The organism is Lacticaseibacillus zeae subsp. silagei, from assembly GCF_030770335.1.
Classification (GTDB): Bacteria; Bacillota; Bacilli; order Lactobacillales; family Lactobacillaceae; genus Lacticaseibacillus; species Lacticaseibacillus zeae.
This window is the reverse complement of sequence record NZ_CP132484.1, coordinates 2,527,155-2,543,489: the sequence shown is the minus strand read 5'-3', so window position 1 is coordinate 2,543,489 and position 16,335 is coordinate 2,527,155. Positions and strand designations below refer to the sequence as shown.

Below are 16,335 nucleotides of genomic sequence, written 5' to 3'. Positions count from 1 at the left end.
CTCTTGTTCTGAGTCAAGACGCTTGCTTTGTAGAGCAATTTTGTTATGATTAGGAGTTGTTAGTTAACCTGATCTAGTTCAGGTTACGCTTGACACTGATGCGTACAGGATAGTACACTATCAAAGGTGCTTTTTTCCAGTTTATTCGGGTTATCCGGACGTGCTGACTGGGTTAAGAGCCGTCGCCGTTCGGTTGGCCATTTTTTTATCAGAAAAAATGAACCGCCTGGATGTGTGGACTTAAAAATGATGCAAAATAAGGAAGGAGAAGCTTAATGCCTACTATTAATCAATTAGTTCGCCAAGGTCGTAAATCCAAAACAACCAAGTCAGACTCTCCTGCGTTGAACTTCGGTTACAACAGCAAGAAGAAGAGCCTTACCAGTAATCCAGCACCGCAAAAACGTGGGGTTGCTACACGTGTCGGCACCATGACACCTAAGAAACCTAACTCTGCTTTGCGGAAATATGCCCGTGTTCGTCTGTCCAACTTGATCGAAGTGACAGCTTACATTCCGGGGATTGGCCACAACCTGCAGGAACATAGTGTTGTCTTGATCCGTGGCGGCCGTGTTAAGGACTTGCCAGGGGTTCGTTATCACATTGTTCGTGGTGCGCTTGATACTGCCGGTGTTGACGGCCGGATGCAAGGTCGCTCCAAGTATGGTGCAAAGCGCCCTAAGAAGAAGTAAAACATTGATCGCGGTTTAAATCGCAGATGATCATGATAAAAATTTTCTAGTGCCGCTTTGTGCGGTTATAAGGAGAGCGTGATCGGGAAGTTTGTCTTTTCCGAGAACGCGTTTAAAGAGGAGGCCAAAATACATGCCACGTAAAGGCAGTGTTGCAAAACGCGATGTATTACCTGATCCAGTTTACAATTCAAAACTGGTGACTCGCTTGATCAACCACTTGATGATTGACGGCAAGCGCGGTAAGGCATCAACAATTTTATATGATGCATTTGATATGATTAAGAAACAAACCGGGAACGAACCATTAGACGTTTTTGAAGAAGCAATGAAGAACGTTATGCCGGTCTTGGAAGTTAAGGCTCGCCGTATCGGTGGTTCTAACTACCAGGTGCCGATTGAAGTTCGTCCGGATCGTCGGACCACACTTGGTCTTCGCTGGATCGTTCAGTATTCCCGTCAACGCGGTGAACACACGATGGACGAACGGTTGGCTAAGGAAATCATGGACGCCGCTAACAACACCGGCGCCGCAGTGAAGAAGCGTGAAGATACCCACAAGATGGCAGACGCCAACCGGGCATTTGCACATTATCGTTGGTAAGATGATTTGGCTATTATATCCGCGGCTTGGTATATAGTAGCCATTCTTTGTATAAAGCCAGTTGAAACAAGAGAGGAGCAATACGCCACATGGCCAACAAACGTGAATTTCCGTTAGACCGTACCCGTAATATCGGGATCATGGCTCACATCGATGCCGGTAAAACGACCACGACTGAACGGATTTTGTATTATACCGGTAAAATTCATAAAATCGGTGAAACTCATGAAGGAGCTTCACAGATGGACTGGATGCCACAGGAACAGGAACGTGGGATCACCATCACCAGTGCTGCTACTACGGCTTTCTGGAAGGATCACCGGGTCAACATCATCGATACCCCGGGGCACGTTGACTTCACCATTGAAGTTGAACGTTCGCTGCGTGTGTTAGATGGTGCGATCACCGTTTTGGATGCCCAATCCGGTGTTGAGCCGCAGACTGAAAACGTTTGGCGTCAAGCGACAACTTACGGCGTTCCGCGGTTGGTTTTCGTTAACAAGATGGATAAGATCGGTGCGGACTTTAACTATTCCCTGCAGACTTTGCATGACCGTCTGCAAGCCAACGCCCACGCTGTTCAATTACCAATCGGTGCTGAAGATAAGTTCGAAGGGGTCATTGACCTGATCGACATGAAGGCCGATTTGTATGATGAAGATGAACTCGGCACCAAGTGGGATACGGTTGACATTCCTGATGATTACAAGGAAGCAGCCCAAAAGGCTCACAACGAACTGATTGAAGCCGTTGCTGATGTTGATGATGGCATCATGGACAAGTACCTTGAAGGCGAAGAAATTTCCAATGCTGAATTGAAGGCAGCGATTCGTAAAGCTACCATCAACTTGGAATTCTACCCGGTTCTTGCCGGTTCTGCTTTCAAGAACAAAGGTGTTCAGATGCTACTGGATGCCGTTATCGACTACTTGCCATCACCGCTGGATGTTCGGCCGTATCACGCAACCGATCCTGAATCCGGGGATGCTGTTGAGTTAACAGCAGGCGACGACAAGCCGTTTGCAGCCTTGGCCTTTAAAGTTGCGACTGATCCGTTCGTTGGCCGTCTGACCTACATCCGGGTATACAGTGGCACACTGGAAGCCGGTTCGTATGTCTTGAATGCAACTAAGGACAACCGTGAACGTGTCGGCCGTCTGTTGCAGATGCACAGTAATCACCGTGAAGAAATTCCTGAAGTGTTCTCCGGTGATATTGCTGCGGCGATCGGCTTGAAGAATACCACAACCGGGGATTCCTTAACTGATGTTGATCATCCGTTGATTCTTGAATCCTTGGATGTTCCGGATCCGGTTATCCAGGTTTCCATCGAACCTGATTCCAAGGAAGACCAAGACAAGCTTGATGTCGGCTTGCAGAAGCTTTCCGAAGAAGATCCGACCTTCAAGGCGGAAACCAACCCTGAAACCGGTGAAACTTTGATTGCCGGCATGGGCGAACTGCACTTGGATATCATGGTTGATCGTTTGAAGCGTGAATTCAAAGTGGCTGCCAAAGTCGGCGAACCACAAGTTGCTTATCGTGAAACCTTCACGAAGGAAGCATCTGCTCAAGGTAAGTTCGTTCGTCAGTCTGGTGGTAAAGGTCAGTATGGTGATGTTTGGATCCAATTCACACCAAACGACGAAGGCAAAGGCTTTGAATTCGAAAATGCGATTGTCGGTGGGGTTGTTCCGCGTGAATATATCCCAGCCGTTGAGCAAGGTCTGAAAGAAGCCATGGCCAATGGTGTTCTTGCCGGTTATCCATTAATCGACGTTAAAGCCAAGCTTTACGATGGTTCTTACCACGAAGTCGATTCTTCCGAAGCTGCCTTTAAAGTGGCTGCTTCCATGGCGCTGAAGAACGCTTCAAAGAGTGCGGGTGCGGTTATTCTTGAACCAATTATGCACGTTGAAGTCGTTGCACCTGAAGAATACCTTGGCGATGTGATGGGCCAAATCACGGCACGTCGCGGTCGCGTTGAAGGTATGGAAGCTCGTGGGAATGCTCAATTGGTTAACGCCATGGTGCCACTTGCCGAAATGTTCGGTTATGCAACCACCTTGCGTAGTGCGACCCAGGGCCGTGGTACCTTTACCATGACCTTCGACCACTACGAACCAGTACCAAAGAGCATCCAAGCAGAAATCATCAAGAAAAATGGCGGCGGTGTCGCAACCAAGGAATAATCCTTGAATGCCCAGCGTCAACATTGAATAAAAGCACGGCAGACAGTCAACTGATCAGATTGACATGTCTACCGTGTTTTTTTGTTGGCTGACTGATATGATAAAAGCGAATGAGTAGCAGCAGCATTTTCTCTACCACGTTAAAGTAAACTTTGTTAACAGTTCAGAAGGGAAATATGTTTGTGAGGAGGGAGACCATGGATATTGACGAGATATTGAGCGAACTGACAGAATTGCACGATGAAATGCAACAATATCGCCCGCTAGATGCCACCCAGGCTAAAATGTTGCGGCAACAGATTAAAGTTGACCATGTCTGGTCGTCAAATGCGATCGAAGGCAACAGTCTGAGTCAGGCGGAAACCGAGTCGATTCTGGATGACGGGTTGACGATCCATGGCGCACCAGTGAAAGACATTCTTGAAACGCTTGACCTCAGTGAAGCATATGATTTTGTTGAGAAATTGGCGATTGGCAATGAGCCGATTAGTGAACGGGATATTCGCGATATTAACCGCATTGTAACCTTGCAAACAGTCAGACAGCGCAGTGAGGCCGGTCAGTTTCGGACGCTGCTTGTTTGGCCGAGTGGGGCAAAAGATCGACCGTACCTTGAACCGTTCGAAATCAAACCGGCGATGGCGACGTTGATTCAGTGGATGAAGCAAGCTGAAAAAGAGTCGCATCCGGTTTTGTATGCTGCCCAGCTTCATGCCAAGTTTGTCGCGATTCACCCGTTTTTTGATGGCAATGGCAGAACCGCACGCCTGTTGATGAACATGGTCTTGACGCGACACGGCTATCCGGTAATTAATATTCAGCCGGATCCAAAGGCACGATCGGCGTACATGGATGCATTGGAGATAAGCCGCAGCAAGCACGATATGGAACCATTCGCACGACTGGTCGCGGCATATGTCAAAAAGGCTTTGCAGGAGCGGATCGCCATCTTGAAATTGCACGAACAGAATGTCGCCGATGCGAAAACCGCGGAAAGTCAGAGCCCACTGAAAGATTTTTTTAAGCGATTTGAAGATGATTAGGCTACCATCACAAGCATTCATGACTTGCGATGACAGGGATGCCGCCAGTTTCGGATAATCAACCACAAAAATCACCTCCCGCTCTGTGCGGCAGTATAGTATACTCGACGTTATATAATAACCTTTGCATTGGAGGTAGGTTGGGTGTCGAGTCAGGAACGGATTGTCACGATTTTGTTACGCTTGCTGCGCGGGGATGTATTGACCAAACAGGATTTGATGGCGGAATTTGGAAAAGACGAATCAGCCATTCGGCGGGATATTGCCGCAATCAGACGGCTGTTTGACCGGGAGCTGGACGAGCCAGATGCCTTTGCCAAAATGCCGGCCGGGCACTATCGCTTGCAGTCGGACTTGCGTGCTCAAGGGACCAAGTTGACGGACGGCCAGTTAATGGCGGTCGGCTTGATTTTGACGGCTAGTCGTGGCTTGGCAACCGATGAGATGAAATCGTTGTTGCACCAGCTCATGCCAACCGGTGCCGATCATAAAGGCAGCGTTGCAGTGATGCGGAATCCGATCTTTGAATATCGCGGTGTCCCGAAGATGCCGTTGAGTGACCGGTTGGAGCGACTCAGCCAGGCGATTGTCAATCATGAACTGATCAGCTTCGACTTCACGTATCATGGTGAGCAGCATCATTTTGACCATAAACTGCCGACAGGGCTCTTCTTCGGCGACCTGTTCTTCTATCTGATCGTCGATGGCAGCGACGAACAATTTGAAAACCCCGATCACGGTAAGTTTGCCAAGTTTCGCTTGGATGCCATCAGCAACCTGAAATTCTATGGCCATCATCCGACCCACAATCACGATGACCGGTTCCAAGGCGGGCGGCTGCAAGTGCACACTTGGTATCCGTATCTGGGTAAGCCTATCAACCTGGAAATCGAATATGCTTATGACCCGACTTATGTGACCGACCGCTTCCCGCAAGCCAAGGTCGACCCCAAGCCGATTCGTGTGGATCCAGACAACGCCAATCCATACGCGCGGCGAGTTTACCACATTGAAATTGCAGTCAACGATGGCTTCGGTATTCGCATGTGGCTGCTAGGCCAAGGCGGACTGGTCAAAATACTAGCGCCAAAATATCTGCGCGACTACGTGGTTTGGGTTTTTGCTACGTCACTCAAAGAACGCTATGGGATTTCTGACTTATCACATTACAACCTATCAGATGACATGTAGCCATCCGCAACCAGTGAGATAGTTCAAACTGGTTGCGGTATTTTTTTGGCCATTTGGACCACCATTGCCCAAAACGCTCTTGTCAAAAGCCTCACAAACGGCTATCCTTAATACGTAGATGATAATCATTCTAACATTGGAGGCAATATTATGAGCTTTATTGGACAAAAATTACCGGCGTTCAGCTTGACCGCCTATCAAAACGGGGATTTCCACACGGTGACCGATCAAGACATGCGCGGCAAGTGGGCCGTGATCTGTTTCTATCCGGCAGACTTCTCCTTTGTTTGCCCAACCGAATTAGGCGATTTGCAAGATCATTATGACCAGTTCAAATCAGTCGGTGCTGAAGTCTATTCAGTCTCTGAAGATACCGAATTTGTGCATATGGCTTGGGCAGAAGCAAGTCCGACCATCAAGAAGGTTGAATATCCGATGGTTGCCGATCCAGCCGGCACCTTGGCCAGTGCGCTTGACGTACGCGATGCCGCAAGTGGCCAAGCCTTCCGCGGCACTTTCATCGTTGATCCGGATGGCGTCATCCAAACATATTCCGTCAACAACTTCGGCATCGGCCGCAATGCGAATGAAATTCTCCGTACCTTGCAAGCAGCCCAATTTGTTGCAGCCCATGGCGACCAAGTATGCCCCGCAAACTGGCAACCAGGCGAAAAGACATTGAAGCCGGGTGCAGCGCTGGTAGGGAAGATTTAATCACCAGTTAATTGTATTAAGTTAAAAAGCCGTTTATGTCACCAACACCTAAATTGAGGTGTCTGGCGACATAAACGGCTTTTTGTTGTCTTGTAGAAGGTTTTCTGTTATCAATGACAAAATTGAAATGAACAATTTTGAAAGGATGTCGCTAGTAACAGCTTGAGAAAAGCGGAGAGACGCTCAAAAAATGCTAGTTCCCGACTACTGCCATGCTGGGATTTGCATGAAAATGATGGTTGAAAAGCTTCACTAGGTATAACACGCCTAATTGTTTCGTATAATTTTTATTGTTCATGGATCCACGAGTACATACATGAATTGGAGGGGACACAATGTTATACAATCGATTTGCACAACATGTGGTAGATGATAAGAAGAAAATGTATAAACGCGGTAGCCAATGGGTGGTAGCTTCAGCATTTGCGTTGGCGATTGGTGGTTTTGGCGTGACCCAGACACAAACCGTCCGGGCAGCGGAAACACAGCCGCAGTTGACCGTGCAGTCAATCAAAGAGGTTCATAAGACTGACGCCGCAACACCTTCTTCAGCTGCTTCAAGTCAGGCAGCACAGGCTCAGGAAGCAACGGTCTCAACGGCGCAGACTGCAGCGCCGGCGGGACAAAAAGTGGCATCAACAACTTCCGTTCAAGTTGCACAACCGGCCAGTGCTGCGGCAAAGGCTGCTACTGCTGCGGTGCAAACCAATGCACCAGCACCTTCTTCGGCAAGTATGACAGATGAGCAGTGGAAGGCAGCTAAGGCTAAGTATGATCAGGCAAAGGCGGATGCGGCAAAGCAGGAAGCGGATGCGAAAACTAAAACAGAAGCGGCTAAAAGTGCTTATGGGGACAACGTTGTTAGCCAAGCAGAAGCTCAAAAAGAAAAAGACGATGCAGAATTTGAAAAACTTCAATCTGATGGGCCAGTTAGTTTAGCTGCAAAAAAAGCAGCCCAAGCAAATAGTTACGCTGCAGCAAGCCAAGCTGCTGCTAATGAAATTAAAGATTTGAATTCTCAGAGAGTTACGCCAAATATTCAAGTTGGAGATGGTGGCACATTTAATTATGTGGCTCGTACAGGTGCTTGGAGCAACATCGTATCACCAAATGATGAGCAAAATAAGACTTGGAATGGAGGTTACTTAGTACAGAATTTGTCAGTGTTCACAGATGATCAGGTGAACAGTATAGACAAGTTAGATCCCCTTTCAAATCCTGCTGACAGAAAGCCATTTGATAACTATTCGGATAAAGCTGATCTGGAACATATGTCGGATGATGTGAATACGCCGTCATGGGTTCTTTCTGATACAGTTCAAAACGATCAGTTAAGCGCAGCTCAAAAAGCCGAAGTTAATCAGTATGCTATGATGCTGATTAACAATTATCGTAAGGCGCTTGGCATAGCATCATTGGTCTCCACTGAGAGCTTTTTGGCACTGGTTCAAGAGCGTAGTGATTCTATGCGTACAGACACAGACATGCACCATAATGCCGAAGCAATTAAACGCATATTCGCTCAATATGGTGGGGGAGCTTCTGAGTGTATTGCAAATGCTAATCCCAATGGTTATAAAGGGACGCGTAATGGTTCACTGACAATGGTGGAAGTTTTGCAGGCTGTTGCTGATGATATAAATGGCATGCTGAATTGGGATGGCGATTCCAACGAGGGACACCGAGAGATTCTTCTAGGTGAAGACGGTGATGTAACAGGCGGTTTTGCCATTCAAAAAATTGCTGATAATGAATGGGTTCTCAATTTTAATGGGGTTCGCTATTCAGCCGATGGAAAGAATATAGCTACTGTTCCGGAAAAAGATACCTCACTTCCAGTAGATAACAACCACGAAATAGATACAAAGATTGAACAGATAAAAGACAATCTCGCAAAGCTTCAACAGCAACAGGCTAAAGATTATCAATCCGCGCAACAAGCTTATGTTGATGCGCAAAAAGTAATTTATGCGAGGATTGCAAATGATGACGTAATACTGATGAACTTACCTCAAAAAATTAGGAATTATAATGCACAGCAAGATGCTGCATTAGCAGAGTTGATCAATAGTATTGAGGCACGTGTTGCCCAACTGGATCCAGGCCCAGAACCGAACACGCCAGCAAGTGGCGGTAGTTCTTCAACCTCCGGCTCTAATAGTTCCAGTGCATCAAGTGCAGCCAGTTCCGCTACTTCTAGCGCAGCAAGCTCGGCTGCTTCCGGTTCATCAAGTTCTGCGGCATCTAGTGCCAATAATTCTACTGCGTCGAGTGCTGCCAGTTCCGCGACCTCCAGCGCCGCGAATTCAGCTGATTCAAGTGCATCAAGCTCAGCGACGTCTAGTGCTAATAGCTCCAGTGCCTCCAGTGCCTCCAGCGCCGCCAGTTCAGCAACCTCAAGTGCAGCCAGTTCAGCCGCTTCAAGCGCTTCAAGTTCTGCTACCTCCAGCGCGGCGAGTTCAGCGGCCTCTAGCGCAGCCAGTTCCGCTACCTCCAACGCTGCGAGTTCCGCTGCCTCAAGTGCATCGAGTTCTGCTGCTTCCAGCGCCAATAGCTCAGCTGCCTCCAGCGCCACGGGCCCAGCTGCTACTACGCCGGCAGGTTCGAATGCCCCTAAGTCTGCTACCGGCCCCGCTAAAGCTGCAACAGTAACGCCATTAGTCAAGACGGAGCCTGCCAGCGCGCAACCACTTAGTCGCATGATCCAAAAGTATGGGAAACATGCTTACCCAGCAACAGGTGAGAGTCAAAGCGGTATCGTTTTGACCGAAGCTGGCGCGCTGATCATTGCGGTTTTGGGCTTTGCGGGTGTTCGTAAGTATCGCCACGCAAAATAGCGATAGACAATATTGCGGTAATTGAAAATCTTGTTAGTGACGATCGTGGGGATGGCCACTGGCATTGATACATCAGTTAGGTTGGCTAGTTTAATGAGTCGGGTAAACACATCGGATGTTTGGGTGCGAGTCGTACGCGATGATGTGGTTTTGGGGATTGCATCATTCTAGAGATGGCTTTGCGTTCAACATAATGCAAGACAAGCTGTTGAGAAGTTTGTCGTGGGGATAAGGCTCTCAGCGAACGGAAAAGAATCATGGCAGCGTTGTTCTGTCGAAAAGTGAATAACAAAAGAAAGCACGGCAGACCGTCAACTAAGATTAGTTGACGTGTCTGTCATGCTTTTTTAAATAGAGCAAGACTTTCGGGAGATTCTTCAGCAGATCGATCAAAATTAACGGCCAACAGGAGCACTAAGCTCTAAAAATGCTGGTCAATATCCACATCTTTTTCATCGCGCGAATGCTTGAAATCGCCACTGACATACGAGAAAACGGTCAGAACCCCAGCTAGCACGAGAATGGCGAGCGTCAGTAACAAAGTTTCCGTACCGCGATCATGAAGAACCAGCAGTTGACGCAGGATGGCCGTCATCGAAATCAGGATAAGGTAGCGGATGGGAATGTGGTGGCCTTCTTCAATGTAACGAATGAGCATGATCACGAACTCGAACAGCATGAAGAAGCTGGTGACTTCCTGAATGACCTTGCCAAATAGGTCGGCTGAAAGCGGCCGGAGGATCATGCTGCCGATATCGATGATGTAACGGAGCATGAAGACAACGACAACAATAGCAAGCAAGCCGAGTAGAACGTCTAAGGCTGCGTTGACAATTTTTTTATAGTGGTCAAATTTCATGATTGGGCTCCAATCCGTTGTCGAGATTAACGTACTTTCATTGAATGTAGCACAGACGGCTTCGTGAGAAAACAAGTTTGCTTAGATCAGTACGTTACGTGCTGGCGGAGCCAAAAGAGCTTACCGATGAAATGATTGACTTGTATTATAGAAGAAACAGATCGTAGCGCGCATGTTTTTTCTGCAAACCACAAGAAATGCTTGTAATGCCATGAATGTTTTTGTATACTATCAAGAGTGCTGTTTCTCGAAGGGGATAACTGTGCACTTGGTTCCAAAGGTGAACCAGAGTAGCGTGGATGTGAGAGGTTGCGACACGCCCGGCCGCTTTGCCACGGCAGCGAGTTGGTAATTTTCACGGAGCTAGTCTACTAACTGATAATAGACGAAGGAGGTCACACAATGGCAAAACAAAAGATTCGGATCCGGCTGAAGGCTTATGAACACCGGATTCTCGATCAATCCGCAGACAAGATCGTGGACACTGCAAAGCGCACTGGCGCAACAATTTCAGGTCCGATCCCGCTGCCAACAGAACGCACAATCTATACGGTGCTGCGTTCCCCGCATAAGTACAAGGATTCACGTGAACAATTCGAAATGCGGACACATAAACGTCTGATCGATATTGTGAACCCAACACCGAAGACAGTCGATGCTTTGATGAAGCTCGACTTGCCAAGCGGCGTCGATATCGAAATCAAATTATAATCTATAGAAATAGGAGGTGTACCCATGGCACGTAAAGGAATCTTAGGCAAAAAAGTTGGCATGACGCAGGTCTTCACCGAAAACGGCGAACTTGTTCCCGTTACCGTCATCGACGTAACGCCCAACGTTGTAATGCAAGTCAAGACCGTTGAATCTGACGGTTACGAAGCAGTTCAGCTGGGCTACGGCGATATGCGTGAAGTCTTGACGAATAAGCCAAGCGTCGGTCACGCCAAAAAGGCTGACACGACCCCTAAGCGCTTCGTTCGCGAAATCCGCGATGTAGCGCTTAGTGATTATGAAGTCGGCAGCGAAGTGAAAGCTGACGAATTCGCAGCAGGCGACATTGTGGACGTCACCGGTACTTCCAAAGGTCACGGTTATCAAGGTAACATCAAGAAAGATGGTCAGTCCCGCGGTCCTATGGCTCACGGTTCTCGTTACCATCGTCGTCCAGGTTCTCTTGGCGCCATCATCAACAAGGTCTTCAAGGGTAAGAAATTGCCTGGCCGGATGGGTAATCGTACCCGCACCATGCAAAACCTGCAAGTCGTTGCTGCTGACACAGATCACAATGTTCTGTTGATCAAAGGTAATGTCCCAGGGGCAAACAAGTCCTTTGTTACAATCCGTTCTGCTGTTAAAGCAGCTAAATAATACGAAGGGAGGACAATAACTAATGGCTAACGTTACTTTATATAAGCAAGATGGCTCAGAAAACGGCACAGTTGAACTCAACGATGCCATCTGGGCAGTCGAACCAAATGAAAACGTCGTGTTTGACGCAGTCGTGATGCAACGAGCTTCCCTTCGTCAAGGTACTCACGCCGTTAAGAACCGTTCCGCTGTTTCCGGTGGCGGTCGCAAGCCTTGGCGCCAAAAGGGTACCGGTCGTGCCCGCCAAGGTTCAATCCGCAGTCCGCAATGGCGTGGCGGTGGGATCGTCTTTGGACCAACCCCACGCAGCTATGCTTACAAGCTGCCTAAGAAGGTTCGTCGTTTGGCGATCAAATCCGTACTTTCACAGAAGGTTCTTGATAGCGACCTTGTCGTTGTTGATGGCTTGAACTTTGACACACCAAAGACTAAGGCATTCCAAAATGTTTTAGACGGTCTCAAGGTTAACGAAAAGGCATTGGTTGTGCTCGAAGACGGCAATGAAGTTGCTGCCAAAGCGGCACGCAACCTGCCGAATGTGAAAGTTGTTCCTGCAGAGGGTATCAACGTCTTGGACGCTATTGATTACAAGAAATTGATCTTAACCCAATCTGCGCTCCAAAAGATTGAGGAGGTGCTTGCATAATGGAAGCACGCGATATCATTTTACGTCCGATCGTCACCGAGCAATCGATGGCTGAAATGGATAACCGTAAATACACATTCGAAGTTGCGCTCCATGCAACGAAGCAACAGGTTCGCAAGGCTGTTGAAGAAATCTTCGGCGTGAAAGTGGTCAATGTCAACATTGCTAACGTTCGCGGTAAGAAGAAGCGTCAGGGCCGTTACGAAGGCATGACGCGTCGTCGTCGCAAGGCCTTAGTTGCCTTGAGCGCCGATTCTAAAGAAATCAAGATCTTCGCTGATGAAGATAACGATAACAAGTAACAAAAATTCGTTATAGGAGGTAAAACACGTGGCGATTAGAAAATACAAACCAACAAGCAACGGCCGGCGTAACATGTCCGGTTCCGACTTTGCTGAAATCACCAAGACAAAGCCTGAAAAGACTTTGCTGGTCAGCCAAAGCCATACGGCAGGACGTAATGCCCACGGCCATATCACGGTTCGTCATCGTGGCGGCGGCCACAAGCAATTCTACCGTGTGATTGACTTCAAGCGGAATAAAGATGGCATGGCCGCAACGGTTAAAGCCATTGAATACGATCCAAACCGGACCGCAAACATCGCTTTACTGCATTATGAAGACGGGGTTAAGTCCTACATCTTGGCACCAAAAGGTCTCAAGGTTGGCGACAAAGTTTACTCCGGCGAAAATGTTGATATCAAAGTCGGCAATACGCTGCAGTTGAAGAATATCCCGGCAGGTACCACGATTCATAACATTGAATTAAAGCCAGGTAAAGGTGCTCAGCTAGCCCGTTCCGCCGGTGTTTCTGCTCAGTTACTGGGTAAAGACAACGACAAGTACGTGACCATCAAGTTGGCTTCCGGCGAAGTTCGCTTGGTTCTGGGTGAAAACCGTGCCACAATCGGTGCTGTCGGCAACGAACAACACGAATTGATCAGCATTGGTAAAGCTGGCCGTAAGCGCTGGTTAGGCTTCCGTCCGACGGTTCGTGGTTCTGTTATGAACCCTAACGATCACCCGCATGGTGGTGGTGAAGGTAAAGCGCCAATCGGTCGTCCGTCACCATTATCACCATGGGGCAAGAAGACCTTGGGTAAGAAGACCCGGGATCACAAAGCTAAGTCCGAGAAGTTCATCGTTCGTCACCGCAAGACGAAGTAAACACATTAATGTGTTACATCGATTAAAGGAGGTCACACAATGGGTCGCAGTCTTAAAAAAGGACCTTTTGCCGACGCTCATCTCCTGAAGAAGATTGAAGCGCAGGCAGATAACGACAAGAAGACCGTTATTCGTACATGGTCCCGTCGTTCCACTATTTTTCCAAGTTTCATTGGTTACACCATCGCCGTTTACGATGGTCGCAAACATGTCCCGGTTTTCGTGAGTGAAGACATGGTTGGTCACAAGTTGGGCGAGTTTGTTCCTACGCGTACCTTCCGCGGTCACAACACCGATGACAAGAAGACAACAGCACGCTAGAAAGGAGCACAACATTCATGGCTGATCAAATTACGTCTGCAACGGCAACGGCCAAGACAGTTCGGATTGCTGCTCGCAAAGCGCGCTTGGTAATCGACTTGATTCGTGGTCGCGATGTTGCTGAAGCTCTGGCAATTCTTGAGTTTACCCCTCGATCCGGTTCACCGATCATCGAGAAAGTGCTCAAATCTGCTATTGCAAATGCAGAACATAACTATGACTTAGATGCACAAAACCTTTATGTAAGCAAAGCTTATGTCAACGAAGGCCCGACCCTCAAGCGGTTCCGTCCTCGTGCCAAGGGGAGCGCATCACCGATCAATAAACGGACAAGCCACGTCACCGTGGTCGTATCCGAAAAAGAAGCATAAGGAGGGATAACGCGTGGGTCAAAAGATTAATCCAACCGGTTTCCGTGTCGGTGTCATCCGTGACTGGGATGCCAAGTGGTATGCAGACAAAGACTTTGCTGACTACTTGCATGAAGACATTGAAATCCGAAACTTCATCAATAAGAAGCTTTCAGAAGCTTCCGTATCACGTATCGAAATCGAACGTGCCGCAAAGCGCGTCAACATTTCCATTCATACTGCTAAGCCGGGTATGGTTATCGGCAAAGGCGGTTCTGAAGTTGAAAACTTGCGTAAGCAGCTTAACAAGCTGACCGGGCGTCAAGTTCACATCAACATCATTGAAATCAAGAAACCTGATCTGGATGCCAAGCTTGTCGGCGAGAACATCGCTCGTCAGCTTGAACAGCGGATTGCATTCCGTCGTGCAATGCGTCAGGCAATGCAGCGGACCATGCGGGCAGGTGCCAAGGGGATCAAAACCCAGGCTTCCGGTCGTTTGAATGGTGCCGACATTGCTCGTCGCGAACATTACAACGAAGGCTTAGTACCGCTGCACACCTTGCGTGCCGATATCGACTATGCATGGGAAGAAGCAGCAACCACTTATGGCCGGATCGGGATCAAAACCTGGATCAATCGTGGTGAAATTTTACCTGAAAAGCCACAGCAAAATAGTGCGAAAGGAGGGAAATAATCAATGTTAGTACCTAAGCGTGTCAAGCATCGTCGTGAATTCCGTGGGAAGATGCGCGGTGCAGCCAAGGGCGGCAAGAACGTTGACTTCGGCGAATATGGTTTGGAAGCATTGGAATCCCATTGGATCACCAACCGCCAGATCGAAGCAGCGCGTGTTGCGATGACCCGTTATATGAAGCGTGGTGGGAAAGTATGGATCCGCATTTTCCCTCACAAGTCCTACACCAGTAAAGGTGTCGGCGTCCGGATGGGTAATGGTAAAGGTGCACCGACCGGATGGGTTGCAGTCGTTAAACGTGAGAAGATCATGTTTGAAGTCGGTGGCGTATCCGAAGCAGTCGCAAAGGAAGCTTTGCGCTTAGCATCCAACAAACTCCCAATCCGCACCAAGATCGTTTCACGCGAGGAAGTAGGTGGGCAATCAAATGAAGGCTAAAGAAATTACTGCATTAACCACTGCTGAGATGCTCGACAAAGAGAAGCAATATAAAGAAGAACTGTTCAACTTGCGCTTCCAACAGGCGACTGGCCAATTGGAAAACACCGCTCGCTTGAAGCAGGTTCGCAAAAACATTGCACGGATCAAAACGGTCCTTCGACAACAGGAACTCAATAAATAATCGGAAAGGAGACATTTACCTTGGCAGAACGTAATTCTCGTAAAGTTTATCAAGGCCGCGTGGTCTCGGATAAAATGGACAAGACCATCACCGTGGAAGTCAGCACATACAAAACACACCCTGTTTATGGCAAGCGTGTTAAGTATTCCAAGAAGTTTTATGCGCATGACGAAGACAATAGCGCTAAAGTTGGCGATATTGTGCAAATCGCGGAGACTCGTCCTTTATCACGCAATAAGCGTTTCCGTTTATTGAACATTGTCGAAAAGGCAGTTATCATCTAATCATTTTTAGAATGAAAGGAGGACCAAATCCGTGATTCAGCAAGAAAGTCGTCTTAAAGTAGCAGATAACTCAGGCGCACGTGAAATCCTTGTTATCAAGGTACTTGGCGGCTCATACCGCAAGACCGGTAACATCGGTGATATCGTTGTCGCAACTGTAAAACAAGCAACACCAGGTGGCGTTGTCAAGAAGGCTGATGTTGTTAAGGCTGTCATTGTTCGGACCAAGTCCGGTGCTCACCGTGCCGACGGTTCCTACATCAAGTTCGATGAGAACGCAGCTGTCATCATCAACGCTGACAAGAGCCCACGTGGGACTCGTATCTTTGGACCTGTGGCACGTGAATTGCGTGACGGCGATTTCATGAAGATCGTCTCCTTAGCGCCCGAAGTGCTTTAATCATTCTGACCAAATAGGAGGTGCGATACATGAAGTTCAAAACTGGTGACAAAGTGCGGGTTATGCGTGGCAAAGATGCCGGCAAAGAAGGCCAGATCACAAAGGTCCTGAAAGACGCTGATAAAGTTGTCGTTGAAGGTATCAACATGATCAAAAAGCACCAAAAGCCGAACAACGCCAATCCGCAAGGCGGTATCATCGATAAAGAAGCACCTATTCACGTTTCCAACGTGATGCTTCTGGATCCTGAAACCAACAAGCCGACCCGGGTCGGTTCTGAAGTTAAAGATGGCAACAAAGTGCGGATTGCTAAGAAGTCTGGCACCGCAATCGATAAATAATAGGGAA

The 16,335-nt window shown here is 48.1% G+C and carries 21 protein-coding genes; 20 read left to right on the top strand and 1 reads right to left on the bottom strand.

What is annotated here, in order from left to right; genetic code table 11:
* Window positions 1-275: 275 nt before the first annotated feature.
* From rpsL to LACZS1_RS11820, 7 genes are all read left to right on the top strand, one after another.
* A complete protein-coding gene (rpsL, locus tag LACZS1_RS11850; RefSeq protein WP_010492654.1) occupies window positions 276-692 on the top strand; it encodes a 30S ribosomal protein S12 in 417 nt (138 codons plus the stop codon).
* A gap of 133 nt (window positions 693-825) precedes the next feature.
* Entirely contained in the window at window positions 826-1,296 is a 471-nt protein-coding gene (gene rpsG / locus LACZS1_RS11845) for a 30S ribosomal protein S7 (RefSeq protein WP_003567577.1), read from the top strand.
* A gap of 89 nt (window positions 1,297-1,385) precedes the next feature.
* The gene (gene fusA / locus LACZS1_RS11840) at window positions 1,386-3,488 is read left to right on the top strand and encodes an elongation factor G (RefSeq protein ID WP_010492653.1); all 2,103 of its coding nucleotides are present in this window, start codon (window positions 1,386-1,388) and stop codon (window positions 3,486-3,488) included.
* Window positions 3,489-3,685: 197 nt separating this feature from the next.
* Window positions 3,686-4,531 (top strand): Fic family protein, encoded by an 846-nt coding sequence (locus LACZS1_RS11835; protein ID WP_070652015.1) that lies wholly within the window; start codon window positions 3,686-3,688, stop codon window positions 4,529-4,531.
* Between the two features lie 144 nt (window positions 4,532-4,675).
* Entirely contained in the window at window positions 4,676-5,722 is a 1,047-nt protein-coding gene (locus tag LACZS1_RS11830; protein ID WP_070652016.1) for a helix-turn-helix transcriptional regulator, read from the top strand.
* Between the two features lie 150 nt (window positions 5,723-5,872).
* A complete protein-coding gene (ahpC, locus tag LACZS1_RS11825; protein ID WP_070652017.1) occupies window positions 5,873-6,436 on the top strand; it encodes an alkyl hydroperoxide reductase subunit C in 564 nt (187 codons plus the stop codon).
* Window positions 6,437-6,771: 335 nt separating this feature from the next.
* Window positions 6,772-9,273, top strand: coding sequence for an SEC10/PgrA surface exclusion domain-containing protein (locus LACZS1_RS11820; protein WP_070652018.1), 2,502 nt, complete (start codon window positions 6,772-6,774; stop codon window positions 9,271-9,273).
* Window positions 9,274-9,694: 421 nt separating this feature from the next.
* Here LACZS1_RS11820 and psiE read toward each other — a convergent pair whose 3' ends face one another.
* Window positions 9,695-10,132 (bottom strand): phosphate-starvation-inducible protein PsiE, encoded by a 438-nt coding sequence (gene psiE, locus LACZS1_RS11815; protein ID WP_047105400.1) that lies wholly within the window; start codon window positions 10,130-10,132, stop codon window positions 9,695-9,697.
* Window positions 10,133-10,534: 402 nt separating this feature from the next.
* On the opposite strand from psiE, the gene rpsJ reads away from it, so the two are divergent.
* The 13 genes from rpsJ to rplX are packed head-to-tail and all read left to right on the top strand — an operon-like array spanning window position 10,535 to window position 16,328.
* Window positions 10,535-10,843 carry a 30S ribosomal protein S10 gene (gene rpsJ / locus LACZS1_RS11810; protein ID WP_005686699.1) on the top strand — a complete coding sequence of 103 codons (309 nt, stop codon included), beginning with the start codon at window positions 10,535-10,537 and terminating at the stop codon, window positions 10,841-10,843.
* 24 nt (window positions 10,844-10,867) lie between these two features.
* Window positions 10,868-11,500, top strand: coding sequence for a 50S ribosomal protein L3 (gene rplC / locus LACZS1_RS11805; RefSeq protein WP_010492633.1), 633 nt, complete (start codon window positions 10,868-10,870; stop codon window positions 11,498-11,500).
* A 22-nt stretch (window positions 11,501-11,522) separates the two neighbouring features.
* Window positions 11,523-12,146, top strand: coding sequence for a 50S ribosomal protein L4 (gene rplD, locus LACZS1_RS11800; RefSeq protein WP_070652019.1), 624 nt, complete (start codon window positions 11,523-11,525; stop codon window positions 12,144-12,146).
* A complete protein-coding gene (rplW, locus tag LACZS1_RS11795; RefSeq protein WP_010492629.1) occupies window positions 12,146-12,448 on the top strand; it encodes a 50S ribosomal protein L23 in 303 nt (100 codons plus the stop codon). The genes rplD and rplW overlap by 1 nt, the downstream gene beginning before the upstream one ends.
* Before the next feature lie 28 nt (window positions 12,449-12,476).
* Window positions 12,477-13,313: a 50S ribosomal protein L2 gene (gene rplB / locus LACZS1_RS11790; protein WP_039639959.1), complete on the top strand. Its 837-nt coding sequence runs from the start codon at window positions 12,477-12,479 to the stop codon at window positions 13,311-13,313.
* A gap of 39 nt (window positions 13,314-13,352) precedes the next feature.
* Entirely contained in the window at window positions 13,353-13,634 is a 282-nt protein-coding gene (gene rpsS, locus LACZS1_RS11785; protein WP_003567557.1) for a 30S ribosomal protein S19, read from the top strand.
* Window positions 13,635-13,651: 17 nt separating this feature from the next.
* Complete coding sequence (rplV, locus tag LACZS1_RS11780; protein ID WP_003567555.1) at window positions 13,652-14,005, top strand: 50S ribosomal protein L22; 354 nt, start codon at window positions 13,652-13,654, stop codon at window positions 14,003-14,005.
* A gap of 13 nt (window positions 14,006-14,018) precedes the next feature.
* Window positions 14,019-14,681 (top strand): 30S ribosomal protein S3, encoded by a 663-nt coding sequence (gene rpsC / locus LACZS1_RS11775; RefSeq protein WP_010492622.1) that lies wholly within the window; start codon window positions 14,019-14,021, stop codon window positions 14,679-14,681.
* A 3-nt stretch (window positions 14,682-14,684) separates the two neighbouring features.
* Window positions 14,685-15,119: a 50S ribosomal protein L16 gene (rplP, locus tag LACZS1_RS11770; protein WP_005686719.1), complete on the top strand. Its 435-nt coding sequence runs from the start codon at window positions 14,685-14,687 to the stop codon at window positions 15,117-15,119.
* Window positions 15,109-15,303 carry a 50S ribosomal protein L29 gene (rpmC, locus tag LACZS1_RS11765; protein ID WP_005686721.1) on the top strand — a complete coding sequence of 65 codons (195 nt, stop codon included), beginning with the start codon at window positions 15,109-15,111 and terminating at the stop codon, window positions 15,301-15,303. Before rplP ends, rpmC begins: the two co-directional genes overlap by 11 nt.
* Window positions 15,304-15,323: 20 nt before the next feature.
* Window positions 15,324-15,587: a 30S ribosomal protein S17 gene (gene rpsQ, locus LACZS1_RS11760; protein ID WP_005699404.1), complete on the top strand. Its 264-nt coding sequence runs from the start codon at window positions 15,324-15,326 to the stop codon at window positions 15,585-15,587.
* 31 nt (window positions 15,588-15,618) lie between these two features.
* On the top strand, window positions 15,619-15,987 hold the full coding sequence (gene rplN, locus LACZS1_RS11755) for a 50S ribosomal protein L14 (protein WP_010492614.1): 369 nt from the start codon (window positions 15,619-15,621) through the stop codon (window positions 15,985-15,987).
* Between the two features lie 29 nt (window positions 15,988-16,016).
* Window positions 16,017-16,328 (top strand): 50S ribosomal protein L24, encoded by a 312-nt coding sequence (gene rplX / locus LACZS1_RS11750; protein WP_010492612.1) that lies wholly within the window; start codon window positions 16,017-16,019, stop codon window positions 16,326-16,328.
* Window positions 16,329-16,335 lie beyond the last annotated feature (7 nt).